26 protein-coding genes and 2 tRNA genes are annotated in these 24,991 nt (G+C 33.5%); 15 read left to right on the top strand and 13 right to left on the bottom strand.

Going from position 1 to position 24,991, the window contains the following annotated elements:
* Nucleotides 1-5: 5 nt before the first annotated feature.
* Nucleotides 6-1,088, top strand: a complete 1,083-nt coding sequence (locus AC3OCB_RS06485; protein ID WP_498341513.1) for a site-2 protease family protein — start codon at nt 6-8, stop codon at nt 1,086-1,088.
* On the opposite strand, the gene lysS is transcribed toward AC3OCB_RS06485, so the two are convergent.
* Nucleotides 1,069-2,556, bottom strand: coding sequence for a lysine--tRNA ligase (gene lysS, locus AC3OCB_RS06480; protein ID WP_498341512.1), 1,488 nt, complete (start codon nt 2,554-2,556; stop codon nt 1,069-1,071). The two genes, AC3OCB_RS06485 and lysS, sit on opposite strands and share 20 nt — an antisense overlap.
* 113 nt (nt 2,557-2,669) lie before the next feature.
* Here lysS and AC3OCB_RS06475 point away from each other — a divergent pair.
* Nucleotides 2,670-2,795 (top strand) — tRNA-Trp (locus AC3OCB_RS06475).
* A 128-nt stretch (nt 2,796-2,923) separates the two neighbouring features.
* Here AC3OCB_RS06475 and AC3OCB_RS06470 read toward each other — a convergent pair.
* The gene (locus tag AC3OCB_RS06470) at nt 2,924-3,280 is read right to left on the bottom strand and encodes a transcriptional regulator (RefSeq protein WP_498341511.1); all 357 of its coding nucleotides are present in this window, start codon (nt 3,278-3,280) and stop codon (nt 2,924-2,926) included.
* Between the two features lie 56 nt (nt 3,281-3,336).
* Nucleotides 3,337-3,804 (bottom strand): GNAT family N-acetyltransferase, encoded by a 468-nt coding sequence (locus tag AC3OCB_RS06465; RefSeq protein WP_498341548.1) that lies wholly within the window; start codon nt 3,802-3,804, stop codon nt 3,337-3,339.
* Nucleotides 3,805-3,906: 102 nt separating this feature from the next.
* Between AC3OCB_RS06465 and AC3OCB_RS06460 the strand changes: the two genes are divergently transcribed.
* Together AC3OCB_RS06460 and AC3OCB_RS06455 are read left to right on the top strand one after the other, a co-directional pair.
* Nucleotides 3,907-5,082, top strand: coding sequence for a 3-hydroxyacyl-CoA dehydrogenase (locus AC3OCB_RS06460; protein ID WP_498341547.1), 1,176 nt, complete (start codon nt 3,907-3,909; stop codon nt 5,080-5,082).
* A 31-nt stretch (nt 5,083-5,113) separates the two neighbouring features.
* Nucleotides 5,114-6,538 carry an acyl-CoA synthetase family protein gene (locus AC3OCB_RS06455; RefSeq protein WP_498341510.1) on the top strand — a complete coding sequence of 475 codons (1,425 nt, stop codon included), beginning with the start codon at nt 5,114-5,116 and terminating at the stop codon, nt 6,536-6,538.
* 29 nt (nt 6,539-6,567) lie between these two features.
* On the opposite strand, the gene sul7d is transcribed toward AC3OCB_RS06455, so the two are convergent.
* On the bottom strand, nt 6,568-6,762 hold the full coding sequence (gene sul7d / locus AC3OCB_RS06450; protein ID WP_498341509.1) for a Sul7d family chromatin protein: 195 nt from the start codon (nt 6,760-6,762) through the stop codon (nt 6,568-6,570).
* Between the two features lie 529 nt (nt 6,763-7,291).
* On the opposite strand from sul7d, the gene AC3OCB_RS06445 reads away from it, so the two are divergent.
* From AC3OCB_RS06445 to meaB, 3 genes are all read left to right on the top strand, one after another.
* Nucleotides 7,292-7,370: transfer RNA gene (locus AC3OCB_RS06445), tRNA-Pro, on the top strand.
* A gap of 37 nt (nt 7,371-7,407) precedes the next feature.
* Entirely contained in the window at nt 7,408-7,830 is a 423-nt protein-coding gene (locus AC3OCB_RS06440) for a cobalamin B12-binding domain-containing protein (RefSeq protein ID WP_498341507.1), read from the top strand.
* A complete protein-coding gene (gene meaB / locus AC3OCB_RS06435; protein ID WP_498341506.1) occupies nt 7,820-8,758 on the top strand; it encodes a methylmalonyl Co-A mutase-associated GTPase MeaB in 939 nt (312 codons plus the stop codon). Before AC3OCB_RS06440 ends, meaB begins: the two co-directional genes overlap by 11 nt.
* On the opposite strand, the gene AC3OCB_RS06430 is transcribed toward meaB, so the two are convergent.
* The 4 genes from AC3OCB_RS06430 to ppcA all read right to left on the bottom strand — a co-directional run bounded on the left by AC3OCB_RS06430 (nt 8,759) and on the right by ppcA (nt 12,398).
* Nucleotides 8,759-9,394 (bottom strand): DUF2250 domain-containing protein, encoded by a 636-nt coding sequence (locus AC3OCB_RS06430; RefSeq protein ID WP_498341505.1) that lies wholly within the window; start codon nt 9,392-9,394, stop codon nt 8,759-8,761. It abuts the gene before it with no gap.
* A gap of 3 nt (nt 9,395-9,397) precedes the next feature.
* Nucleotides 9,398-9,979, bottom strand: coding sequence for an alpha/beta fold hydrolase (locus AC3OCB_RS06425; protein WP_498341504.1), 582 nt, complete (start codon nt 9,977-9,979; stop codon nt 9,398-9,400).
* Nucleotides 9,980-10,044: 65 nt separating this feature from the next.
* The gene (locus AC3OCB_RS06420) at nt 10,045-10,866 is read right to left on the bottom strand and encodes a hypothetical protein (RefSeq protein WP_498341503.1); all 822 of its coding nucleotides are present in this window, start codon (nt 10,864-10,866) and stop codon (nt 10,045-10,047) included.
* Nucleotides 10,863-12,398: a phosphoenolpyruvate carboxylase gene (gene ppcA, locus AC3OCB_RS06415; protein WP_498341502.1), complete on the bottom strand. Its 1,536-nt coding sequence runs from the start codon at nt 12,396-12,398 to the stop codon at nt 10,863-10,865. The genes AC3OCB_RS06420 and ppcA overlap by 4 nt, the downstream gene beginning before the upstream one ends.
* 68 nt (nt 12,399-12,466) lie before the next feature.
* Between ppcA and AC3OCB_RS06410 the strand changes: the two genes are divergently transcribed.
* Nucleotides 12,467-12,931 (top strand): peroxiredoxin, encoded by a 465-nt coding sequence (locus AC3OCB_RS06410; RefSeq protein ID WP_498341500.1) that lies wholly within the window; start codon nt 12,467-12,469, stop codon nt 12,929-12,931.
* On the opposite strand, the gene AC3OCB_RS06405 is transcribed toward AC3OCB_RS06410, so the two are convergent.
* Nucleotides 12,915-14,417, bottom strand: a complete 1,503-nt coding sequence (locus AC3OCB_RS06405) for an NAD(P)H-hydrate dehydratase (protein ID WP_498341499.1) — start codon at nt 14,415-14,417, stop codon at nt 12,915-12,917. The genes AC3OCB_RS06410 and AC3OCB_RS06405 overlap by 17 nt on opposite strands.
* 120 nt (nt 14,418-14,537) lie before the next feature.
* Between AC3OCB_RS06405 and AC3OCB_RS06400 the strand changes: the two genes are divergently transcribed.
* The 6 genes from AC3OCB_RS06400 to nurA all read left to right on the top strand — a co-directional run bounded on the left by AC3OCB_RS06400 (nt 14,538) and on the right by nurA (nt 21,747).
* On the top strand, nt 14,538-14,963 hold the full coding sequence (locus tag AC3OCB_RS06400) for a hypothetical protein (RefSeq protein WP_498341498.1): 426 nt from the start codon (nt 14,538-14,540) through the stop codon (nt 14,961-14,963).
* An 87-nt stretch (nt 14,964-15,050) separates the two neighbouring features.
* Nucleotides 15,051-15,431: a hypothetical protein gene (locus AC3OCB_RS06395; RefSeq protein ID WP_498341497.1), complete on the top strand. Its 381-nt coding sequence runs from the start codon at nt 15,051-15,053 to the stop codon at nt 15,429-15,431.
* 68 nt (nt 15,432-15,499) lie between these two features.
* Nucleotides 15,500-16,990: a DNA double-strand break repair helicase HerA gene (gene herA, locus AC3OCB_RS06390; RefSeq protein WP_498341496.1), complete on the top strand. Its 1,491-nt coding sequence runs from the start codon at nt 15,500-15,502 to the stop codon at nt 16,988-16,990.
* Nucleotides 16,991-18,130 (top strand): DNA double-strand break repair protein Mre11, encoded by a 1,140-nt coding sequence (gene mre11, locus AC3OCB_RS06385; protein WP_498341495.1) that lies wholly within the window; start codon nt 16,991-16,993, stop codon nt 18,128-18,130.
* Nucleotides 18,120-20,777: an AAA family ATPase gene (locus AC3OCB_RS06380; protein ID WP_498341494.1), complete on the top strand. Its 2,658-nt coding sequence runs from the start codon at nt 18,120-18,122 to the stop codon at nt 20,775-20,777. The genes mre11 and AC3OCB_RS06380 overlap by 11 nt, the downstream gene beginning before the upstream one ends.
* A complete protein-coding gene (gene nurA, locus AC3OCB_RS06375) occupies nt 20,758-21,747 on the top strand; it encodes a DNA double-strand break repair nuclease NurA (RefSeq protein WP_498341493.1) in 990 nt (329 codons plus the stop codon). Before AC3OCB_RS06380 ends, nurA begins: the two co-directional genes overlap by 20 nt.
* On the opposite strand, the gene AC3OCB_RS06370 is transcribed toward nurA, so the two are convergent.
* The 3 genes from AC3OCB_RS06370 to AC3OCB_RS06360 form a co-directional block, all read right to left on the bottom strand.
* Nucleotides 21,731-22,528 carry a cation diffusion facilitator family transporter gene (locus tag AC3OCB_RS06370; RefSeq protein WP_498341491.1) on the bottom strand — a complete coding sequence of 266 codons (798 nt, stop codon included), beginning with the start codon at nt 22,526-22,528 and terminating at the stop codon, nt 21,731-21,733. The genes nurA and AC3OCB_RS06370 overlap by 17 nt on opposite strands.
* A 234-nt stretch (nt 22,529-22,762) precedes the next feature.
* Nucleotides 22,763-23,368 (bottom strand): class I SAM-dependent methyltransferase, encoded by a 606-nt coding sequence (locus AC3OCB_RS06365; protein WP_498341490.1) that lies wholly within the window; start codon nt 23,366-23,368, stop codon nt 22,763-22,765.
* A complete protein-coding gene (locus AC3OCB_RS06360; protein ID WP_498341489.1) occupies nt 23,368-23,823 on the bottom strand; it encodes a hypothetical protein in 456 nt (151 codons plus the stop codon). The genes AC3OCB_RS06365 and AC3OCB_RS06360 overlap by 1 nt, the downstream gene beginning before the upstream one ends.
* A 49-nt stretch (nt 23,824-23,872) precedes the next feature.
* Here AC3OCB_RS06360 and AC3OCB_RS06355 point away from each other — a divergent pair, with 49 nt between their 5' ends.
* Nucleotides 23,873-24,679, top strand: a complete 807-nt coding sequence (locus AC3OCB_RS06355) for a CBS domain-containing protein (RefSeq protein ID WP_498341487.1) — start codon at nt 23,873-23,875, stop codon at nt 24,677-24,679.
* On the opposite strand, the gene AC3OCB_RS06350 is transcribed toward AC3OCB_RS06355, so the two are convergent.
* Nucleotides 24,669-24,965, bottom strand: a complete 297-nt coding sequence (locus tag AC3OCB_RS06350; RefSeq protein ID WP_498341486.1) for an MTH1187 family thiamine-binding protein — start codon at nt 24,963-24,965, stop codon at nt 24,669-24,671. The two genes, AC3OCB_RS06355 and AC3OCB_RS06350, sit on opposite strands and share 11 nt — an antisense overlap.
* Nucleotides 24,966-24,991 lie beyond the last annotated feature (26 nt).

The following is a 24,991-nucleotide window of genomic DNA, read 5'->3' as shown; positions in this document are numbered from 1 at the left end:
ATTTTGTGAACTCAGCTGAACTATTCGGAATTGCACTACTAGTTTTCTGGGCTTTAATGTTTCTACTTAAGAAGAGACTTGAGCCTAAGGGGTTTCAAATATATCCTTTCTTATTGTTGTGGAGAAAGAGTACAAGAAGTGAGTGGTTTCCCGATATTGCAAAAAGTAAATGGTATAAAGTGTTTGAAAAACTGGGCACTGTTTTAGGATTAGTCTCAATGGTAGGTGGCATAATTCTGATATTTTATGTATTATCAGAATTTATTACCCCGAAACCCGTTCAAACTGCTGGTTTACGTTTAGAACCAGTCATCCCCGGTGTAACAATAGGGATTGGCCAGTTGCCTTATATTTTGTTGGCCATAGGTATATCTGTGACTTTACATGAACTGGCTCATGCAATATCAGCAACGTCAAATAATGTAAAAGTAAAAAGTGGAGGAATACTGTTCTTAATCTTTTTCCCTGGGGCCTTTGTTGAGCCTGATGAAGACGAATTCAATTCTTCTTCGACCTCAACGAAGTTAAAGATAATCTCAGCTGGGATAGCAGTAAATCTTATACTTGCTGCAGTGTTTTTCCCCTTAGCAGTGTATTTGCCACCAATGTTATCACAAGGTTTACAAATAGTTGGAGAACTGCCACATTATCCTGCATATAACGCTTCAATCCCAGTTAACAGTATCATCCTTAAAGTTAATGGTAACAAAGTTGCAACACCAAACCAACTGGAAACATATTTGCGCAGTTCTTCTTCTCCTATATTAACACTAAAATATCCTAATGGAAGCATCGGTAATATTAAGGTCAATGTAACTGACCCTCAACATCTACTAGGCGTATATCTAACATATTATTTTCCCTCATGGGCGTACGCTATCCTAGATTTTATATCATGGATGTTCACAATTAACTTCAGCTTAGCATTATTTAACGGAGCCCCTCTAATAATAACTGATGGAGGAAAGATATTTAATGAAATAGTGAAAAAAGTAGGACTAAATGAAAGAATATCGTATCTTATTCAAGGAGCACTCTTAATGTTATTTATTTCTGCAATCTTACTTTCTATGAGTCCTCCTCAATGATTTTTGCACTTAACATGGGGAATGGAATAACTTCTTTTATACTGAAATTATTTGTTAATAACATTACTAACCTATCCACACCAATACCTAAACCTCCAGTTGGTGGCATGCCATAACTTAAAGCTCTAACAAAGTCTACATCATATGGGTGAGCTTCCTCATCTCCTTTTCTAAACATTTCTTGCTCTTGTTTAAAGAGCCTATCTTGTAATATAGGATCATTAAGCTCTGTATACGCATTCGCCAACTCCATACCTACAATAAACAGTTCAAATCTTTCTACCAGTCCAGGCTTGCTCCTATGCGGTTTACATAAAGGTGTAGTTTCTATTGGATAATCTAAAATAAATGTCGGCTGTATTAAGTTTGGTTCTACTAATTTATCAAACAATTTTTCTATCATTAACCCTCTGATATACATGTTGCCTCTAGGTTTTAGAGCGTACTTGTCCATTAACGATTTTAATTCCTCATCACTCACATTATCTATATTTTTACCTAGAGCTTCTGAGAGTGCATCATAAATAGTTATTTTTTTGAATTGTGAGAATTCAATTTCATACTCTTTTCCTCCAATAGTATATTTTATTTTCGTATCGTTGTAAACGTTTTTAACAACGGTTTGAATCATTTCCTCTGTTAGTTTCATTATATCGTTGTAATCCGCATAAGCCCAGTATAGTTCTAATAATGTAAACTCTGGGTTATGGGTAACATCAATATCTTCATTCCTAAATACTTTCCCTATTTCAAAGACTTTATTAAAGCCACCCACAATAAACCTCTTTAAGTAGAGCTCCAGTGAAATTCTGAGATACCAATCTTCATTAAGATAATTTACATGACTCTTAAAGGGTCTAGCTAGAGCTCCACCATAAACAGGCTGAAGTATAGGAGTTTCTACCTCTACAAACCCCTTCGAATATAGATATTCTCTTATTAGTCTGATTGTTTGAAAACGAATTTCCATTGCCCTTCTTGCATTATCATTATAAAGAAAATCCACATATCTATGGGCATACCTAAATTCAGGGGACAAATTACTCCAGTCTGGTGGTTCTATAAGTGATTTAGCTAGCATTGCATAATCTTTGACTCTTAAAGTAAGTTCTCCCTTGAGAGTATAAAGCAAGTCTCCCTTTACGCCTATTATATCTCCCCTATCAACTATTTCAAAGAATTTATCATATTTCTCTCCAAGATCATTTACTCTTAATTGTAACTGTAATTTCTCTCCCTCATCGAATATATCGACAAATGAAATTTTCCCGTGTCTTCTTAGGTTTGCTACTCTTCCGGCTGTAGAGATATCAAACATAAATGGTTCAGTAGGTTTGTCGTTTTTCTGTGAAGCTATTTTCCTCAACTCTTGTATTGTGTGAGTTATTTCATATTTCTGAGGATATGGATTTATCCCTTGATTCCTTAGATCTTCAATAACTTTTATTCTCCTTTCATCCCATTTCAATTACAATCAATATAAGGGAGTAAAAGTAGCTTATTAAAATATTTCCATGTAGCAAAAGAGTTAAGCTTATTTTATAAGAAGATAACTTTGTATTTAGACACATGATCGATAAAGGGCCCATAGCTCAGCCAGGTAGAGTGCCGGGCTCCAGCTTTCATCGGGTCTTTTGACTTTATGGGATGAAGAAAAGCTGGAAAGGAGAGACCCGGTGGTCCGGGGTTCGAGTCCCCGTGGGCCCATTATTTTCTTCTTTGTTTTTCTAAAATTGCAAAAGGAATACTACATTCTAGTTATTTAAAAACGAAAAGAAAGAGAGAAATCAGCGCTTGCAGTCGTCTTCACCAATCGTCCAGAGCCCGGAAGCTCATCACGAAATATCATAAGGACATGATTCTTCTTGCTTTAATACTTTTCTCCTAGCATAACTGCATAAAGGACACATTGAGATAGGATCTGTCCCATCTCCAGAAGATATGAGCTTTTGAGTAAAAGATTTTACAAGATCCATAAAATTTTCATCATTAAGCAGAGTCTTCTTTAGTTCCTCGTCTCCTCTTTTCCCTTTTAATAAGAAATTAACCTCTGCTATAGAAATATTAAGAAATTCGGCTATTTCTTTCTGGCTGTAATTTCTAGCTGAAAGTTCAATAACTAGAATAGCCTTAATTGCAGGGATTACATCCTTTACTGCAACTTCACAAGGCACTATTATTTTTTTAGTCAATGTTCTCAATTAACACTATGTAACAACAATTTAATAAAACCAATCATATAGTTTTTTTAATTCTTTTCTAAGATTACATTTTCGTTATTTAAATCTAGATATGCAAAAACCTCATCTTCCCTCTCTACTATTTTAAATCCTAATTTTCTACCTATCTTTATCATAGGAATATTTTCCGGCAAAGTGTAGAATTTAATAATTTTCATACCATGTTTCTTTCCATATTCTATGAGCCTTTTTACTAGTTCTGTTCCAATTCCATATTTCCTAAAATCTGGAGCAACAACCACAGCTAGTTCTCCGTCAGAGTAAAGCGATGCTTCACCTACGATCTTGCCATCAACTTCAGCTATTACCGTATAATGATTTCTAGTATCCGCTATTCTCTTTGCTTCCTCTTCTGTAAGTCTATGGTATGTAAAGAACCTTAAATACAAATCTTCATCCGAGAGTGAATCATATAACTTTAGTATATCTTCCCAGTCGTCACTTTTCGCTTCCCGATAAATAACGTTTATAGTCAAACTCACACTTATACATTACAATTCTAATTTAAAAATTTTTACTGTTGTTTAATCCGTAGGAAATAAACCGTGATATTTAATAACTATTTTACGTTTTAATCCATAATGATACAAAAGATAGTTGTTGTAGGAGCAGGAACAATGGGTCATGGAATTGCAGAAGTAGCTGCACTCTCAGGTTTTAAAGTAGGTATAGTTGATATATCATGGGATTTTTTAAATAGAGCGAAAGAAAAGGTAACTGATTCTTTAAATAGAATGTATGAAAAAGGACAATTAAAAGAAAAGCCAGAAGATGTATTATCAAGAATAGAATTTAATGTATCATATGAGATAGCAAAAGACGCTGATTTTGCAATTGAGGCTGTTCCAGAAAATATGGAATTAAAGAAAAAAGTCTTTAAATCACTGGATGAAATTGCACCGAAACATGCTATATTGGCTACCAATACATCTTCAATACCTATATCAGATATCGCTGAAGCAACAAGTAGGAAGGAAAAAGTAATTGGAATGCACTTCTTTAACCCTCCCGTTATCATGAAATTAGTTGAAGTGATACCAAGTAAATATACCGCAGAAGATGTAGTAAATTTAACTATTGATCTTGCAAATAAAATGAATAAAATACCAGTTAAATTAAAGTATGAGATACCAGGGTTTATAGGTAACAGGATTTTCATTAGGCTTTTACAAGAGGCTTGCAGAGAAGTAGAAAGTGGCGAAGGAACGATAGAGGAAGTAGACAGTGCCTCAAGGAACAAACTAAAATTGCCTATGGGACTTTTCGAATTAGCAGATTATGTAGGACTTGACGTAGTTGTGGATATTTGGAACGTCTTAGTAACTAGGGGCACATCAGATGTAAAATGCAGTATGTTTAAGAACAAAGTCAATGAGAAAAATCTTGGAGTAAAGAGTGGTAAAGGATTTTATACATATCCGTCTCCAGGGAAATATGCAAAAGTTCAGTTACCAGCAGACAGCAAGATAGATCCAGCAAAAATAATTTCTCTGGCAGTAAACGAGTCAAGTTGGATGATAGAAAATCAAATAGTTAATGCAAGAGATATTGATACTGTTATGATTTATGGTTTTAATTTCCCGAAAGGATTATTGGAGATGGCGGATGAGTTAGGCTTAGATCTTATCTATAATTATCTTAAGGAAATTTACAGCAAAGGCTACGAAGCTTATAAACCAACAGCTTTACTCGAAAAAATGGTAAAAGAAGGCAAAATTGGAAGAAAGAGCGGAGAAGGATTTTACAAGTACTAATTTTTTTAAACTGCTTATACAATTTAAACATATGTCGAGTGTTTTAGCTGAATATGAGGCTATGCATAAAGAGTTAAGAGAACAGAGCTTTATCAGACCTGATTATCCACCAAACCCTTCAGAAGTATTATGGAACAAAAAAATAATGACAATGCCAAGAGAAGAACTAGATAAGTTAAAGACTTTTAGACTAAAGAGAATCGTAAACTGGGCTTGGGAGAACATACAGTTTTACAGAAGATACTGGAAAGAGAAAGGATTTGCACCAGATATGATAAAAGATTGGAAAGACGTAGTAAAAATTCCGATTTTAAGAAAGGATGAGTTAAGAAAAGACCTACAACAAAACCCACCCTTTGGAACAATTTTCCACCCAGAACTAGCAAGAAGAATTAGGTTTGTTGGAGCAACCTCAGGGTCAACAGGCTTACCGACTTTCCAAGGTTGGGGAGCATTAGAAATGGACTACTTCCAAGAAGGGCAGGCTAGATATTTATGGACATTTGCAGGGGTAAAGCCTACTGTTGTTTATGCTAATTATCTAAACATGAGTGGTTTTTACAGTTGGGGACCACCAGTAGTAGAAACTGCGATGTGGAGATGTGGAGGAACTGCTATAGCAGGTGGAGGAGAGACATTCTTTAGCTGGAAAAACAGACATATGCTAATATTCAAACTTTGGAAAGTTGATGTATTTGCAACTACTCCATGGCTACATAGGCTAATTGGAGAAGAGGCTACACTTGAAGGGTGGGAAACGCCATTTAAAGTATTATTATTACATGGAGGAGCTGCTGCTGAAAACACAAAGAAAAAACTGTTTAGCGTTCATCCAAATGCTGAATTAGCAATAAACGTTTGGGGAACAACCGATGGACATATGGCTATCGAGATACCAGGTTCTGAGGGTCAGCTAGTTGTATGGGAAGATATGGAGATTTTTGATATTGTTGATCCTAAAACTGATGAGCCTACTGCTGAAGGTGAAAGGGGAGAATTAATAGCTACACTTTTAAACCACTTCACAATGCCGCTTATACGCTATAGTTTAGGAGACTATGTAAAGAACGAGTTTATAACAGACCCAGATCCGAAATTTGGAATTACCCATATGAGATTTGCAGAGCCAATCCCTGGTAGAGTAGAATGGATGTTTAGAGTTAGAGGAAAACTCTTGTTCCCCATATATGTTGAAGACGCGGTAAATGAAATACCAGATACTACTGGAATGTATAATATTATAATATATGACAATGAAATGGACAAGCTAAAGATAAAGATAGAAACCAGAAAAGAATTGGTAGACCCGCAATATGACAAGCAAGCAAGAGAAATATTAGCAGGAAGACTTGGTATAAATCCAGATGACGTGGAAATAGAGTGGCTAAAACCAGGTCAAACTGTATGGACTGGATATAAATTGCAAGTATTTCTTGATCAAAGAAAGAAAAAGTAAAACAAAATAAAGATTAATTTTTATTTATCTTATTTCTTTCCAGATTTTTCTAACATTTCAATTAATTCTTTTGGAGCATCTTTTTCGCTTACTGCTCCTCTACCAGTCTTGCCATTGTCGTCATATGTGAATGATATCATTTTTCCAACTTTCCATACTTTCTTTATTTTTGAAATATCTACTTGTTTCTCTTCTCCTTTGTACTTGAACTTTACTGTTACCATTTTTCCTCAAGTAATCTTACGATACTCAGATAAATAAACCTTACGGTATTAAGTTAAGGATTACTTATGATATTACCTCAGATATTTTTAGCGGAAAAAGGGTTTGAATTTTAAGATGAGTTATGTACAATAATTTTTTGGCTAATAAAAATTCTCTTTATGCAATAAAAATAGAAATTAATTATGAAAAATAATATAAGATAGACTAGGTCTCACTAGTTAAACAAAATTATCAGATCTATATAATAAAAGCTGAAAGAAGTTTAACCAACTAACGAGTATTCAGAGTATAAATTTGATAGATGCCACATTTTTACCTATATCAAGAACTTGGTAATCACAGTTATTGATGAAAGTTCTTTATCCAATCCAGTTGTAACCCTGCTCTCTATAATCACTCTCTAATCCAAACATCACTTAGAATACTAAGAGTGTCAGACTTACTTTAATTTAACTTTTTAATTTACTCAAGACCCAAAGCCAAGAAAAATTTTAATAAGCGTTAACAGCATATAAATAAGTGTAGGATGGGGCCGTAGTCTAGCCTGGACTAGGACGCAAGGCTTGGGCCCTTGTGGTCGGGAGTTCAAATCTCCCCGGCCCCACCATACAAAAATTTAAGCAATTTAAACTTATTATATACTGATGAGTCAAAAAAGGATTAAGGTTCTGGTTTCAAAATTAGGTTTAGATGGACATGACAGAGGAGCAAAAGTGATAGCTAGAGCATTAAAGGATGCAGGGATGGAAGTAGTATATACTGGACTAAGGCAGACACCAGAGCAAATAGTAAAAGCTGCTATACAAGAAGATGTTGATGTAATTGGCGTAAGCATTTTAAGTGGCGCTCACTTAGAGTTAGTACCTTTAGTAGTAAAAGAAATGAAAGACAAGGGATTAAATGACGTTGTCCTTGTAGTAGGAGGAGTTATACCACCGCAAGATATACCCAAGCTAAAAGAAATGGGCGTAGATGAAGTTTTCCTTCCGGGATCAAGTCTAAAAGAAATAAGCGAGAAGATTACAAGAGCTGTTGAAGCGAAAAGGGGCATAAAGATTGCTTCTTGAAAAAGCATTAGCTGGTGAAGAACTAGCTATTTCCAGGCTTTTAACAAAAATTGAATACTTTACACCAGAAGGATTGGAAAGTTTACAAGAATTAATAAAGAGATCCGGAAAGGCACATGTTATAGGTATTACTGGTTCACCGGGTGCGGGTAAGAGCACATTAATTTCTGAGTTAATTTCGGAATATGTTAAGAGAGGGCATAAAGTAGGGGTAGTATTAATAGATCCATCAAGTCCTTTTAGTATGGGCTCGTTCATGGGTAATAGAATTAGAATGGTAGGTAAGGATGTGCAACAAAATGTATTTATAAGAAGTATTGCATCTAGAGGAAACCTTGGAGGTATCTCTGCTGAGGCTCTAATGCTTATAGAGGCATTAGATGGTTTAGGTTTTGATAGGATCATAGTAGAAACTGTAGGAGCTGGACAAACGGATACAGATGTAGTAAGTGGAGTCCACACTATTGGTGTAGTCTCTGTGCCCGGGACGGGGGATGAAATACAAGCTTTAAAAGCTGGCATAATGGAAATCGGAGATGTTTATATAATAAATAAGGCTGATAAACCAGAAGCTGAAATGCTTTATGAAGCAATCAGATTTGCTTTAAGTAGTGCGGAAATAAATTTCAGAGACGGATGGACTCCAAAAATTGTAAAGACAATAGCTATAAAGAACGTCGGAATAAAAGAGTTAGTAGACACTTTTGAGGAACATTTAAACTACACTAAATCTCAAGGTCTTTTTAATAAGAGAATAAGAGATAGAAGAGTAAAAATGATAGAGTTACTTTTGAGGAAAAGAGTTGAAGAAGTGATTTCTAAAATAGTCCTAGAAAACTCTAATTATATCTCTAAGGAAATAAATGAAAAGCATAATCTGTTAAATTTAATTAATGAAATGTATAACAATGTAAAGGCTTCTCTATAGTTATTTTGGTAATATCCCTTTCCTCTTTAGCTCTCTCACAACTAGTTCTCCAATCCTAGATAAACCATAATACTTGTGATGAGTCCTCGTCTCTTTTTTAGGCTTTGATTTCCTTTCTCCGAACTTTATTATTTTTGCCGTTTTTTCTTCCAATAGTCCAGTTTTCTCTAATTCCTCCAACTTTGGTGTTACCTCTTCAAGTGGTTTATGAAGTAACTTTGAGTAAGTTAGAGCGTGGTCAGCGTTTACTTCATCAGCTATTCTCAAGATATCTAAAGCAAATTGATCATTTCTAACAAGATCCACATAACCATCAATTAGTGCTTTTTCATCAAGTTGTCTAAGGAGATGGTCTCCTTCTCTAGTTAGAGTATAATACGTGTGGTGTTTATGAACTTCTTTACTTAGCTTAAATTTTGCCTCTGTATTTTTTAATGTTGCACCATGTACTCTCTCTATTAAACCTATTTTCTCTAACTGATCCAATAAATCAACGACTTGATCTATCGGTATTTTTGTGTTTAACATTATTGATTTTCCATAGTCTACATTAGCCTTTCTTAAGTGCTTTAGTATTTCTAGAAGCCTTTTATCTCTGAGTATCTCTAAAAGTTTTGGCTTTAGTTCTTCATCCATCATTCACTCTCCCTTTAAGAATTTTACAATTTGCTGATTAAACGTGTTAGGATCATCTAAATAACATGCATGCTGTTTACCAACCGTAATAAATTTAGCACTTTTTACATGGGCAAGGATTAATTCTGCATTTCTTCTTGGGGATACTGAATCTTTTTCTCCCCAGATTAATAGAACTGGTTTTCCATCAAGGTTTCTTAACTTATTCTCATATGAAGAAACTCCAACTGCTCCAACTAAAACTAATCCTTCAACCATGTTAGGGTTTTCCACTGCAAAACCTAATACTGCCTCTCCACCCATTGATGCACCCAATAGGTACGCTTTCTGGATATTCATTGTATCCATAAAGTCTTTTATAAAACTTGGCAACGAATCAAAGTTTCCTCTCTGTGATTTTCCAAATCCCGGAAAGTCTACTGACATTGCTTTAAATCCAGAAGATGCTATCGCTTCTACTGTCCTTGTCTCTACCCATGTATAAGAATTGAACCTTGCCCCGTGAAATAAAAGGAAGGGTGTTCCATCACCTTCTTCTACATAATGTATTTTACTTCCCTTGACCTCAACAAATGAGTCTTTCATGTATCTAAAGTTTAATTTTAAGACTAAAAAATTTGTTATCTGTTTAAAGATGTATTTTGTACAACCTAAGTTTTATACTTCTCTTCTTCCTCGATTCTATTAGAAATAAAATCAATTAAGTTCTTCTCTATTATATTTATTGACGGGTTTATTTTCCAGCTCCTAACTTTTGAATATTTGATGAATGAAGAGACCTTAATATTCCACGGAGGAGAAGAAAAAAATTGAAGAACTTTTTTGAAGTCCTCAAGAAGAAAGACTTTCCCTGGAGACACTGTAAAAACTAGATCAACATCCGTAGAGAGATAAGTAGGAGCTAAGGCATCATTATAGGATTCGATGATCGTGTCGTTAGCGGAAAACTTAGAAACACAAAGATCTGCTATCTGAGCAGAAGAATCTAGCAATTCTCTTAGTTTAGTTGAATCCGCGCTAATTCCGTTCACTTCTTGTACGAATTCCTTAAAGGGTTGAATAATTGAATCTGGAATTATTGAGAGAAGAGAAGACGAATAAATGTGAACTATAGCTCTACAGTCATAATATCTAACCATAATGGGGAGCCCAGAGGCAAGGAGCTCATTATAAAGCCTTACATCTAACTGCAGCTTCTCTAGGTCTGGAGGAGCTAGGAGGATGTCAAATGGATTAATTTCTTCTACTGGAAGCTTTGTCTCATCATAGTATCTCAAAGCATCATTACCTGCAAGTATTTTCAACTCTTTACTTCTTAACAAAGTAGAAAAACTATACCAAATGTTATGTCCAGCTACTGGTTTTAATGGTCTAAAATTATATCCTAGCTCTTTCAGAGATCTTAGTAAGTTTAGAGAAAAAGTGGTTTTCCCTGCATCATAAGGGATTAAACCATTTACTAATATCTTCATCCCAATGATCTTCTTATCTTTGCAATTTCTAAAAGGTAACTCTTAGCTTCCTCTATGTTACCCTCTTTGATTGCTATTAATGCTAAACTTGACATTAACGCATGCTTTCTTCCAATTGAGTTTGAATCTCCTAATTTAATTCCTAACACGCTTTCGGCATATGATAAGTCTTCCTTTATTCTTTTCATTGTTCCTTCATTAATATTCCATATCTCCTTTGCTAAATCCAAGCCTTCAAAATTAACAAATCTTGCAGCAGTTTGTAAATCATGCTTATAATGCTTATATGATTTTTCAAATAGGCTCCATTCCTTCTCATTAAGTTGAGAAAGGGACGAAATACCTATAAGCTCCGGTGGAATGCCTAGAGAATAGAGTGCTCCGGTGAATGAGATTGCTCTAGGTAAGGTAACTTTTCCAGTATTTCTAGAATATCCAAACAACCCTATATGCAACTTTCTAGCTCTCCTCCTAGGTAGGAGTAAAGCAATCTTATTTATTGCATTTGCCAAGCTTTCTATTATTGGCTGATACATAGAAGTATATAAGTTTGCTATTCTATGTAATATAGTTTCTTCCTCTTCATTAAATAGCTCTATCTCACTCATTTGTCTTTCATTTACTTTTCTTATTGCATCTTTTACTTCATCGTCTTCATAATCATACTTAAATGCTGACTGAACTGTAAACGTGTAAACTCCTCTATATTCATCTAACACTTTATCGACGTTTCTAGGGTTGAAATGCCCCCTAAACGGTAACGAACCTACACCTATTATTGGAAACATTTCTATATTGAATTCTTTTTCCATCTTAGCTATTCTATTAAGGGCATACTTAACGGATAATACAGCAGAGACTAAACCGTAATTCATAGCTGGGTCTGATCTTGCCAAGAAGACCCTCATATACGGTGGCTTTATCGCTTTTATGTAACCACCAACTATCTCATCAATTCTGAACATTGAATCTCTGTCTTCTATTAGAGGTATTATTTCAATCTTTTTTGGATTTACACTCCCTATAAGGTCTTTTACATAAATGTCATCAACAAGTTTTGTATTTTCTCTATTAACAATAGCAACTTCATAATACTTCGCTATAGCTACCAATTCTTTGTAGTCAGTGGTGAAAGGTAATATAACTTCGAACACTGGGGGAATTGGCTGTGAATCAAAGAACCTTTCAGCTAAGTCATATGTTATTGGGATACTTTCCATTGTCTCAGCGAATACTTTCTTTTCAGCTCCTTCAATTTTCGGGTTTGGAATTCTATAAGTAAGAAATATATCTCTACCTAAGATCTTTTCCTTAAAGAACTCTGGGTATTGCGTCAACAACTTTCTAACTACATGGGTGTCTACATCCTTTCCCTCCGCATCCCACATAACTTCATCTACGCCATAAATTTCATAAGCCACATACGCCTCGATAACTTCGCTCTCTCCACTTATTACCTCGCTTTTACTCCATTCTGGTACTCTCGCATTGTCTGGATGCTGTGTTGACATAGTCCTAGGGATCTTTCTCATTTCCTTATTAACTCTTATCCGCTTCTTATAAACTAAACTATAAAAGCTAGTTCGAATTTATAACCCACATGCCAGTAAATGTTGGAGACGACGCACCAGATTTTGAAGCCGAATCTACAATAGGAAAAATAAAACTTTCAGATTTTAAAGGTAAAAATGTTGTACTTTACTTCTATCCAAAGTCTTTCACACCAGGTTGTACGAGAGAGATTCAGAGATTCGTGGAGCTTTATGAGGAGTTCAAAAAACTAAACACTGAGATAATTGGAGTAAGTGCAGATAGTATATCAACACAGAAAAGGTTTGCGGAAAAGTATGGAGCTAAATTCCCAGTAGTAGACGATAAACAGAAAAAAATAATAGAGGCCTATGGAGTGCTTAACGAAAAAGGAACAAGTGCTCAAAGAGTCACTTTCATAATTGACTCAAACGGGAAAGTAGTAGAAATACTAAGCAAACTGAAAAAAGCGGAAGAACACGCGGATAAAGCGTTAGAAATTATAAAAAAATTGTCGTCTAATTCTGGTCAATAACTCTTTTGTACACTTTTTTCTTAAATGCTTCTAATGGATTATTAAGTACAACTGGTATCTTGTTTAAGATGTCTGTAGGAGTTAGATGAGGGCCTACCTCTGAGTATGCTAAAGTACCTGCAAGACTGTTTACAAAAACGCCTATTGATGCAGCGTCAATTGGAGTAAGCCTCTGTGCAAGTAAAGTACCTACTATTCCAGTAAGAGTGTCTCCGGAACCGCCTACCGTCATCCCAGGGTTCCCAGTCTTGTTTAACCTAAACTCTTTACCATTACTAACTATATCAACATAACCTTTTAATAGTACAGTACAGTTACAACTTTTAGCTTTTTCTATAACTTGATTTATTCTTTTTCTAATCTCCTTTTCCACTTCCTCCTTAAAGAATATCTTAAATTCTCCTGCATGCGGAGTAATAACTGCATTAGGATACAGAGTGAATCCGGAGATTGCCTTTAAAGCGTCTGCATCAATGACAGCTAACTTATTTTTTTCCTTCAAATAATTCACAATTATTTTTGAAGCCTCAACAGTTTTCTCATCTAATCCCGTACCAGGGCCAATAACAACTACATCAGCTCTATCAATCCATGGTCTTAGTTCATCAAAATTCTCTGGAGATATATTCTTTCCGCTGAGCTTTATAGTTATCAAGTCTGGCGAATAGCCAGCTATTATTTTTGCTGTTTCTTCAGAAGAAGCTACATAAACCAAATCTGCCCCAGTTCTCAATGCTGCTAACGCTGAAAGTGTAGGTGCTCCGGTAAAGGTATAACTGCCACCAATAACTAAGACTCTTCCGTTATCCCCCTTTTTAGTCTTGAAATCTCTTTTCTTAACGTTTACTATAACGTCCCCTGGCCCTACATAAATTTCGGCTTCTGGGGGAATTCCTATTTTCTTAATCACCACATTAAAATTATGATTTAGAAGTCCTTTCTTTATATCATGAAAAGTTACAACTAAATCTGGTTTAACATATTCTCCAGGCGCTTCTCCGGTATCAGAGTCTATACCAGATGGTAAATCTATTGAAACTTTATAGCCCTTACTTTGATTAAAAACTTTTATTGCTGTAGCAAAAGGTTCTCTAGGCTTTCCTCTAAATCCAGTTCCTAACATAGCATCAACTAAAACATCAGCTTGAACGGGTGTTAAGTCACTAACATCTTTAATTTCTTGAATATCAATAGAGTAGTCCATATCTAATATTGCATTATAATTAAGAATGGCATCCAGATGTTTATTTTCGCCTAGGATAAGGACTCTAACTTTTACTCCTTCACCAGCTAGATGCCTTGCTGTTACTAATCCATCTCCTCCTTTTCCGCCATGACCTATAAATATTATTGCATCTTTTGGTTTCGTTCTAGTTAGTATCTCATCTTTTACGCTTCTTCCAGCATTCTCTATCAATAAAAGAGTTGGTACCCCAAAGGCTTCACTATTTATTTCTATTGCACGCATCTTTTTTGTATCTATCATATATATAAAGATAGAGAGAAAGTTTATCTCAGTTTCGGGTTACTTCCTCATCAATCAGATTTGAAGTCATTCATCACTTTCTTTAAAAATTTTTTATACTATTGTTATTATCTTTTACTGATGAAAGGGACTAAAACTGAAATGGGACTAAAAGAATTATTCATGGCAAATAGTGAAGACCATCTATTTCTATATTTCATTTCAGAAAAATTAGATGAATTTAATAAAAAGGAAGAGGCAAAGATGATAAGAGATAAGGCACTTGTAGAGTTAGGGCATGCCAGAGGGATATTCGAAAAAATGAATAAATATTTAGGGACTGAAGAGATGAAAAATTGGTTGTCTGAATTAGAGAAGATGAAAGGAAAAGAGATTAAAGAGAAATTTGCATATACTGCAACTCAATATATGTTAAGCAAGATTCTCTCCGAAAGAATAGAAGATTCCAAAATGAAAGAAGAGCTAGTAAATAAGGCTAATCAAAAATATAATGAGGCAAAAGAGTTATTTGAGGAACTCTTAAAATCTGGTTCTGATTTGCTCTAAAAATTATTTTTTTGATATAAATGTAAATGGGTAAACAAACCTTTATATAGTTGTAAAAGAGATGAGTTAAATAGGGGGTTTAAGAATATGAGCCTCACCCAAATTAAAGAAGTATTAAACAAATTCGTAGAAAAAGAAAGTGAAGAACACGTAAGCACATACAATAATGTAGCACTCACAGCAAAAGCAGAAGGATATGCAGATATAGAAGCAATGTTATGCAGTTATGCAGACCAAGAGGCAGAAATAGCAAGCACAGCAAACAAAGTAGTAAATATGTTAGCAGTTAAAGAAGTACTAAGCAAATTTGCAGAAAAGGAAAATGCTGAGCATGTAGCAACATACAATAATGTAGCACTCACAGCAAAAGCAGAAGGATATGCAGATATAGAAGCTGCACTATGTGCATACGCTGAACAAGAAGCAAAAATTGCTGAAACAGCAAAGAAAGTAGCAAGCGCACTTTAAAGCTAATTTTTGGTATTACCTCTTTTTATATCAAATGGTTTAAGTAATCAAGATCAAAATTATTTTATATGACAATTGGTTATGTAGTTGGATCAGCAAATACACAAGAAGCTACTGTTCTTTTAGAACAGAAAGTTAGATCTGGTTACTATGTAACTTTAGAATATGAAAACGAAAAAGTACTAGGTCTTGTTACATTAGTAACTACTGGGAGTCCACTATTAGATGATAATCTAAACGACATAGAACTAGTTCAGCGAATTAAACAAATGGGTAATAATATACCAGTCTATATGAAGGCTAAGGTAAAACTTCTTTGTAAAATTGATAGTAACGATCTAACACAACCTGATCTACCGCCTGTAGCTGGTACACCGGTAAGATTAGCAACAGAAGATGAGCTAAGAAAGATATTTTCGGATGGCGTAATACGAATTGGAGAATTAATAGGAAAAAATATAGAGGTAAGGTTAAGAGTAAACTCTTTAACTAGGCATCTTGCTATACTTGCGGCTACTGGATCTGGAAAGTCTAATACAGTGGCTGTTCTTTCATCAAGGCTTTCCGAACAAAATGGCACAGTATTAATTTTTGATTATCACGGAGAGTACTATGGTAGTGAAATACAGAATTTAAATAACATAGAACCTAAAATCAATCCTTTAAGTTTAACTCCTACAGAATTTGCTACCTTGCTAGAAATAAGAGATAATGCTATTATTCAATATAGAATATTAAGGAGAGCTTTTAAGAGCTTTCTTACAGAAGTAAAAGAAAAAATAAAAGAGGGTAACGTAGATTATGGAGATCTAAACAATAATTTTGTAACTTATCTAACTAATAAAGTTGATGAAGTCTCAAAGAACGAGAAAAGAAAAGATAGCAAAGATGAAGTAATAAACAAGATTGAAGACTTCCTTGATAGATATAGTGAAATAATTGATTTTACTTCGGGAGATGTGATAGAAAAAATAAAACTAGGCAAAGTTAATGTAGTCAACTTAAGTTCATTAGATGAGGATGGAATTGATGCTGTAGTATCCCATTATCTTAGGAGGGTTTTAACGTCAAGAAAAGACAATAAAGTAAAAGGAAAGGGAGGACTTAGATACCCAGTAATTCTTGTTATAGAGGAAGCACATGTGCTCTTATCAAAAGATAACAATACATTAACTAAACATTGGGCTGGGAGGATAGCTAGAGAAGGAAGAAAGTTTGGTGTGGGCTTAGTTATTGTAAGCCAGAGACCTAAAGGAATAGATGAAAATATCTTAAGTCAAATGACAAATAAGATAATCCTTAAGATGACTGAACCTTCAGACAAGAAATATGTATTAGAAACAAGTGACAACTTAAGTGAGGATATTGTCGAAGGTCTATCGTCCTTAGGTACTGGAGAAGCTGTGATAGTAGGAAATATTGTCAGATTGCCTACAATTGTAAAAATAGATAAATTTGAAGGGAAATTAGCTGGAAGCGATCCTAATCTACTTGAAGAATGGAGAAAAGCAAAAGAAGAGATAGAAGACAACTCTGATGTAATGAACTGGGGTGTATGAATGCAGTTTTTACACATATCCGATACACACTTAGGCAAGAGACAATATGGTCAAGATTTCAGGGAGCAAGATCTTTATGAGGTTTTTAACCAATTAATTGAAATTGCAATTAAGGAACATGTAGATGCTGTAATTCATACTGGAGATTTATTTGATGTTAATGACCCACCAAATAGAGCGGAATATGAAGCTGTAAAGTCTCTAAAGAAACTTAAAGAACATAGTATACCTTTTATAGTTATAGCAGGGGATCATGACAGTCCAAAGAGGGCTTACTCACAGTATCCACAGAGGCTCTTAGAAGAATTTGATCTAATTAAATTCCTCTATTCAAACAATATCAAATATGATGTAGGTGATGTGCACATTTATGGTATATCTCATGTACCTAATTTAGCTTCACAATCGTTAAAACAAAGGTTATCATCCCTAAAGCCAGAGGGTAAAAAAAGCATGTTATTACTTCATCAAGGACTTAGAGAAATTTTGCCATACGAAGGGGCATGGCAAATTGAAATTGGTGATTTACCTAAAGATTTCTCATATTATGCTCTAGGTCATTTCCACACTAGAAGAGTAACGAAGCTAGACGGAGGAAGAATTTTAGAGGTTGCTGGTTCTCCAGATATAATAAGAGAGGAGGAAATAGAAGGATATGAAAAATATGGGAAAGGTGCTACTCTGATTGATTTCTCAAAGGAGTCACCAGAAATTCAAAAAATTAATGTGGAAATAAGAAAGCAGTTTGTAGAGGAGATAGATACTACTAAGCTAGATGACGAAATTAAAAGGGTTTCAAGTAAATTACAGCAATTTAAAGAACCTAAACCAATACTTCACATCGTCTTAAAGGGAATTAGCTTGCCAAGAGATCACTTAAATAAGAAATTAGAATACTTAAAACAGTTTGCCTCATTATTAAGAATATATAAAGATGAAACCAAAAATCAACAGGAAAAAGACATTGAGATACCTAATGATACACGTATAGATAACCTAATAATGGAGTATTTAATAAAAGTGGAAGGTTTTACTAAGGAAGAGGTCACCGTAATATTAAATATAATCAAGCATTCTGAAGAAAAAGAATATGTAATAGAAGAACTGAAAAAAATGTTAGGTGTAGGAAATGATCATTAAGAAAATTGAACTAAAGGATTTTCTAAGTCATAAGGATTCTGTAGTACAATTCAAAGGCAGTGTCAATGTTATAATAGGGCATAACGGTGCTGGCAAAAGCTCAATCATAGATGGCATTATATTTGGACTTTTTAGAGATACGCTAAGGGGAGTAAGAAAGCAGGAGGATATTGTAAGGAGAGGTGCCACTACAGGTGGGATAACGTTAGAGCTCTCTGATAAAGGAAGGACATATATCATAAAAAGGAATTTGTCTAATAGGACTGCAGAAGACAATATTACTGAAGTCAGTGAAAATAATAAAAGAAGCATAATTGCAAGAGGGGCAAGTACTGTTACTGAAAAAGTCTCAGAGCTTTTAGGTTTAGATAAGACTACACTAGAGTCTACAGTTATAATAGGACAAGGTAAAATAGAAAGCGTATTTGATGACCTACCAGATACAATAAAGAAAGTATTAAAAATAGATAAGATAGAAGAGCTAAGAGACTCAAGAGGCCCATTAAAGGATATTGAGTACGAGATAGAGTGGAAGCTAAAGACATTAGACAAAGAGGAGGAAGAGAAGAAGAAAACTGAGGAAGAGAAGAAGAAAAAAGAAGAGTATGTATTTAAGTTGAGGGAGGAAATAGACAGAATACTAGTTGAAAAGTCCGAATTAGAAACTAGAGTGAAAGAGTTGAATGAAAAAGTAAAAGAGGGAGAAGAAAAACAAAAAAAGTTTATACAGATAAAATCAGAAATAAACAGGCTACAAAGCGAAATAGAGAGGCTGAAAAGGGACGTAAGTGAAGAAGATGTAATAAGGAAACAAGTAAAGATATTAGAAGAGGAAGTTAAACAACTTGATCAGCTGAGGAATGATAAGATTAATATGGTAAATATAAAAGGAAAAATAGAGTTGAAGAAACAGAAAGAAAAAAATTTAGCTCTAGACAATAAGAATTTAATAGATTTAAGAGAAAAATTAAGAAAAAAGAATGAAAATAGGAGTGCTTATGAAGAATATTTACAAATATCTAATCGGCTAAATGAACTCAAGTATAAGGAAAATCAGTACAATAAAGTAGTAGGTCAATTAGAAAATTTAAATGTACAAATACAAAAAATACAAAGGAAAATAGACAATAATGTAAACGAAACAGTTCTAACTAAAATTGAACAAGAAATAGAAGATTTAAATAAACTATATGAAACCCTTGAGAATGAGGAAAAAGATCTAAACAAAGAGTATGGAGAACGTAAAGGGAAATATGAAGAACTAAATAAATTACTTAAGAATATCGATGAAGTAAAGGGAAATAAATGCCCAGTGTGTGGTAGAGAGCTTGATGAGACCCATAAATTACAAATAAGATCTGAAATAGAGAAACAACTTAGTGATATAAATGCGCAACTGAAACAAATTTTAGCTTCGTTGAATAAGAACAGCGAAGAAAAAGGGAAAGTACTTAAAGAATTAGAAGAAAAAAGGAAAGAAAAGGATGTTATTAATAGAAAACTCTCAGACTATAATAATTTAAAAAGACAATTAGAGGAATTGAGTGAAGAGCGTAAACAGTTAGAAGAAAAAATGATAGTACTAATGAAAGATCATGAAGAATATGAAAAACTAAGCAAAAGACTCGAAGAATTAAAACTTGGATATAATGAATATCTTAAGTATTCAGACGTTGATGAAAAGAAAATAGAGGAACTGGAAAGGAAAATTAAAGAAAACAAAGAAGAAATAGACAGACTAGCAATAGAGGTTGGTGAGTATGAGCATATAGATGTAGACAAAGAGTTACAGAAAATTAACAATAAAATCCAAGACTTAGAGAATAAAGAGATTCTACTAAAGAAGCTCGAAAATAAACTCGCTTTAATAGAGGAGAAAAAACAACAAATGGAGAAGAATATAAGGGAGTTGAAAGATTTGACTATAACCTTAAATTCACTAGGTTTTAATGAGGAAGAATTTAACAAATTACGTGAAGAGAAAGAAAACATAGAAAATAAGCTTAATCAATTAATTGCAGATGAACGTCAAAAAGAAGGGCAAATAGAGGTTCTTGAAAGAGACATTAAAGAGTTGGAACAAAAAATAATTGCTTATGAAGAAAACTTGAAGAAAAAACAAAAACTAAGGGAAGCTTATAATAAAATTAAGAAATTAAGAGACGCATTATCAGAAAAAAGACTACAAGCCTATTTAATGAGTACTGTAAGAAAGATTGTAGAAAATAGGCTTAATGAAACATTATCTAAGTTTGACTTATCTTTCACAATGGTTGAGGTTAATTTCAATGAGAAAAATGGTATTTACGCTTATACACAAAACGGGCAAAGGCTTCATATAAACATGCTGAGCGGTGGAGAAAGAGTTTCTATAGCTATAGCTCTCAGGCTAGCTATAGCTAAATCCTTAATGAATGATATCGGTTTCATGATACTAGACGAACCTACTGTAAATCTTGATGAATATAGAAAAAGAGAGTTGATAGATATAATTAAATCCACTACTGAAGTAGTACCACAAATTATTGTTGTGACACATGATGAAGAACTTTTACAAGCAGGTGACTATGTATTAAGACTAGAAAAAAGAGGAGATTCAAGTAAAGTAATAGAGGAGGTAGGTGGTATTGATCAAGGAAATTTATGAGAGCCTTATATCAAAAAAAGTAGAGATAGAAAGACAATTACAGCTTTTAGATGATATTAGAAATCTAGAGACCGAAAAAAAGGTAAAGGAAAAATGGATAGAATATAAGCCAAAAGAAGCTAAAGGGAAGTTTATAGCGATAGATGGTGGAGAGTGGGTAAAAGAGTTACGCTCTGGCACGCTCTATGTAATGAACGCTGAAGTGATAAAGGCTGAAGGAAACGACATTACTACACTAGATACTAAGGGATTTATAGGCGTTCTAAGACCAGGTAACCTTGCTAGGGAAAATGTTTCGCTTATGATGCAACTTCTTGAGCTAAAACTAGCTTTTAAATACGGAAGTGAAGCAGATTATATTTTATTAGATGGAAGTCTATCAAAAAAGATAGGAGACCATAAATTTAAGGATAAGGATTCTACTCTTGATGACATCGAGATAAATGACAAGATCTATGCTCTTGAGGAATCCAATGAGGCAACTATGCATAAATATTTAATAGCTGAAAATCAAGTTGTTATAGCTAATTTGATAGAAAAATATAAAGATAAATTACTTTGGATATCTAAGAATAATAAATCCACAGAACTGTTTGGCGAAAGGGTAAGTGATATGGCCTTGCTTGATCTGCTTACCAATGATACTGGTTACTCAGTACCTTTAGAAAAGTCAATTAATGGTAAAAACATAATTTCTTTAATGGCTTCACAAAAACTGGATAATACAAAATACTATTCGTCTTATGTTAGATTAAGCAAAGGGGGAAAAGTTCTGAAGATTGATATGTTTACTAGGGATATAGAAAAAATTATGGACCTTTTGTCTACAATAAGCATTAAAGGTTATCCATACCCACTTTTAAAGGTTCATACTGACGTAAAAGTGTCGAGACAAGATAGGGAAAGAATCCAACAAATGCTTAACATTAAAAAAAGAACTACAGATTGGTGGCCTAATCAACTCTTTTAGATTCAAACTGAATTGTAACGTGGTTTATATTATATTTTTCCCTAAGAATTTTTTCTATCTTTTCTCTTTCATTATCAACTTCTTTAATTGTCATGTTTTCGTTTACTTCTATATGAATAGTTGCTACATTAATATGACCGCATATAGCCCATACATGAACATGATGGACACCAGGGTTTATTGTTTGAAGATCTTTTTCTAATTTTTCAGTGTCAACAGGTGAACCTTCCAAAATAATCAAGAGAGAACGTTTTAAGGAATTGAAAGAGAAGACAATACTAAGTACAACAATAAGTGCTGTGGCAGAAATAATAACTAGCCGTGAATTTATGAAAAAGGAAAGAACAAGAGCTACTATACCAATAACATAGGCTGTAGTATCAAATAAGGAATGAAGAACTACTGCTTTTCTGTTAAGATTATTTTCATCATCTTCGTGTACAGTAAGAAGTAATAATATTGCTATAAACGATAAGAGAATAACGAGGAGCGAATACCTATCCCCTCCAAGTGTAAATGATAAATATAAAGTAAAAACAGACCCAAAAATTATGATCATGAAGTTAATGAGAGCCGAGATTATTTCTAGTCTATGTAAACCATATGTAAATATTGAAGAGCGATTGCCAGATATTTTGTCTATATAAAATGAAAATGTAATGGATATTGCATCAATAAGATCATGAAAACTATCCGCTAATGCAATGATGTTTTTGCCTATTATAAAAGGAACTAGGAACACAATAAAAATAATCCAATACACTATTAGAGCACGTTTCATCAAGTTTTATTACCCTATCAAAAAATATAAGTTATTATGGCAGGATCACCCTCACGAGAGGCTATAAAGCTTTTCAATGAGTGAGGGGCCGAATTTAATTTGAAGTTTTTTCTATTTCAAAAAATAATTTATGGTAATAAAAGGTTGAAGACTTAAAGGATTTAAAACTAAAAAGATTTTATGCAAATTGTATAGTGATGCGATAAAGTATATATTCCTTTTCCTTAAAAGAAATCATGATTTTAACGCCTCTATACATACAAATGACCCTGAATCATCATTTTTTATATCTTCAAACTTTTCTTCATCATTAGGAGAAATAAACAGAGTTGACATCACTCTTGAAATCTTAAAGAATTTCTTCAATTCCTCATATAGTTCATATTTTCGTATAAAATTAGCCTTTGAATAATATTTGTGTCCCCTTTCTCCAAGGTGGTAATAATATTCACCCCAAATCGAATCACGGGGAACAAAACATGTAATAACTCTATCCTTAACTACTCTATGAATCTCTTTATAGAAATTCTCTATGCTTTCTAAAAAACATATAGTCACAGATATAAATGCACATTTTACAGCGTTGTCTCTAAACGGAAGATAAAGAGCGTCGGCCAAAACTTTGTCCTCGTCTTTTCCATTTTCTTTTAGCATATATATAGAAATATCTAAGGAAATAGTATTCCCTCTAAATACTTCATGAAATATGCCCGGACCTGCCCCTATATCAAGACAGTCTTTAGGGTTAAATTTTGCCACTAAGTTCTTTTCAGACTCATAAATTTTATCATGATTCTCATACCATTTTTTATATCCTTTGGGATCAGTAAAAATCTCCATTATCTAAAAGTTTTCATTAGTTCCTTTAATACCTTTATCTTTGTTATAATGTCATTTAACAAAGCAATCAAGTCTTCTCTCCTTCTTCTTAACGATAACGGAAAGTTAATCCCAGCCATTTTATTTTCAATAAAGTTTAGTTCTCTCTCTATGGTCTCTCTGAGTTCCTCATAATATAAAAGAATATCGAACAAATCTAGAACTATTTGTTTGTCTTCATATCTAATGGAAAAATAAGGACAAAGAAAACACATTATTGGATGTGGATTCATCTTATTATTGCTTATCCAGTTTGCAGGGACATTACTATTGGTCACTTTAAATTTATTACAATATTTTCCATCAAAATATGCACATAGATCCCTTTTCTTTTTACCTTCATAGAATAAATCTTGATAATTAGGAATAGCCTTTGATAAGGCAATATCAATTAAGATTTCTCTGAACTTCTCCATTAATTAATAAACTAAGCTTTTATGTACTTAAATTTTGTATACTTATTTGATGAGCATAATCAGAGAACCAATAATTGTAAGACCACATGATAGCCTATTACATACTATAAAGATAATGACTATGGAGTATGTGCCAAAACTCATCGTAGCAGACGAGAACGAAATGCCTTTAGGTTCGATTTCTCAAAAAGATGTTTTAAATTTTATTTATAGGATGGGAGATAGAGAGTTGGATACTGTTTATGTCTCAGAAGTTATGAGGAAAGATATTGTAGTAATAAATAATTCAGTGGAACCCTTAGAAGCTGCACAGATTATGATAGAAAAGAAACAACCATTGCTAATTGTAACTTCCGATAGCGGAAAATTACTAGGTATGATTATCAAAAGTGACTTAGCTCAATATTATGCTACATTAGTAAAAGGAATTCATAAAGTAGCTGAATACATGAGTAAAAATCCTATTGCAGTCGATAAAGATACAATACTTGATGAGGCGATAAAGATTCTGTTTGAACAAAATATTGGAAGACTAATCGTAAAAGACCAAAACAAAATTTTAGGTACTATAACTACAACAGACTTGCTTTACTTAGCTCCAGTACTAAAATTCAAGGAATTGAAAATAAAGGTGAAAGACATAATGACACCAATAATAGTGGTCATGGACGAAAATGAAGATTTAAATTATGCTGCAAAGTTAATGGCAAATAGAAAAGTGAAAGGAATCCCAATAGTTAGTGCAAATGGGGAACTAAAAGGTATTGTCACTACTACAGATATTGTAAAGGCCCTCACAGATGAAAAAGTAAGAAAATATTTACTAGAGTTAAAATTATATACTTCTACTTTTTAATGACTTCTAATTTATGATCAATACTGTTTTCTTTATCTCTTCTGTCATCTACCTTTAACAAAGTTATTACTCTTTTTACGCCCATTTTTTCCAACTCATCATTTATTTCTTTTAGAATATATCCTAATTTGGTAATGTCATCTAATTCCATTGTAGTCATTGAAGGAGCGGGATAGTATTTGATACCTTCTCTATCTAATACTTCAAATACTTTCTTAATATATTTAGATATACTAGGTGAAGAAGTACCCAAGGGTTCTACTGCAATATCTACTAAAATTCTCATAAAAAGAAAATTCACCTACTAATTTT

The sequence above is a fragment of the Sulfurisphaera sp. genome, from assembly GCF_059755235.1.
Note: the sequence above shows the minus strand (reverse complement) of the source record. Positions and strands in the feature narration are given on the sequence as shown.

Coding starts and splice junctions, on each gene's coding strand:
- AC3OCB_RS06400 (WP_498341498.1), top strand. CDS start 14,538: ATGAAAGGGACTAAAACTGAAATGGGACTAAAAGAATTATTCATGGCA.
- AC3OCB_RS06355 (WP_498341487.1), top strand. CDS start 23,873: ATGAGCATAATCAGAGAACCAATAATTGTAAGACCACATGATAGCCTA.
- AC3OCB_RS06380 (WP_498341494.1), top strand. CDS start 18,120: ATGATCATTAAGAAAATTGAACTAAAGGATTTTCTAAGTCATAAGGAT.
- AC3OCB_RS06420 (WP_498341503.1), bottom strand. CDS start 10,866: ATGAAGATATTAGTAAATGGTTTAATCCCTTATGATGCAGGGAAAACC.
- sul7d (WP_498341509.1), bottom strand. CDS start 6,762: ATGGTAACAGTAAAGTTCAAGTACAAAGGAGAAGAGAAACAAGTAGAT.
- AC3OCB_RS06365 (WP_498341490.1), bottom strand. CDS start 23,368: ATGGAGATTTTTACTGATCCCAAAGGATATAAAAAATGGTATGAGAAT.
- AC3OCB_RS06440 (WP_498341507.1), top strand. CDS start 7,408: ATGAGTCAAAAAAGGATTAAGGTTCTGGTTTCAAAATTAGGTTTAGAT.
- AC3OCB_RS06405 (WP_498341499.1), bottom strand. CDS start 14,417: ATGATAGATACAAAAAAGATGCGTGCAATAGAAATAAATAGTGAAGCC.
- mre11 (WP_498341495.1), top strand. CDS start 16,991: ATGCAGTTTTTACACATATCCGATACACACTTAGGCAAGAGACAATAT.
- AC3OCB_RS06410 (WP_498341500.1), top strand. CDS start 12,467: ATGCCAGTAAATGTTGGAGACGACGCACCAGATTTTGAAGCCGAATCT.
- AC3OCB_RS06370 (WP_498341491.1), bottom strand. CDS start 22,528: ATGAAACGTGCTCTAATAGTGTATTGGATTATTTTTATTGTGTTCCTA.
- AC3OCB_RS06360 (WP_498341489.1), bottom strand. CDS start 23,823: ATGGAGAAGTTCAGAGAAATCTTAATTGATATTGCCTTATCAAAGGCT.
- ppcA (WP_498341502.1), bottom strand. CDS start 12,398: ATGAGAAAGATCCCTAGGACTATGTCAACACAGCATCCAGACAATGCG.
- AC3OCB_RS06425 (WP_498341504.1), bottom strand. CDS start 9,979: ATGAAAGACTCATTTGTTGAGGTCAAGGGAAGTAAAATACATTATGTA.
- AC3OCB_RS06455 (WP_498341510.1), top strand. CDS start 5,114: ATGTCGAGTGTTTTAGCTGAATATGAGGCTATGCATAAAGAGTTAAGA.
- AC3OCB_RS06430 (WP_498341505.1), bottom strand. CDS start 9,394: ATGGATGAAGAACTAAAGCCAAAACTTTTAGAGATACTCAGAGATAAA.
- herA (WP_498341496.1), top strand. CDS start 15,500: ATGACAATTGGTTATGTAGTTGGATCAGCAAATACACAAGAAGCTACT.
- AC3OCB_RS06395 (WP_498341497.1), top strand. CDS start 15,051: ATGAGCCTCACCCAAATTAAAGAAGTATTAAACAAATTCGTAGAAAAA.
- AC3OCB_RS06350 (WP_498341486.1), bottom strand. CDS start 24,965: ATGAGAATTTTAGTAGATATTGCAGTAGAACCCTTGGGTACTTCTTCA.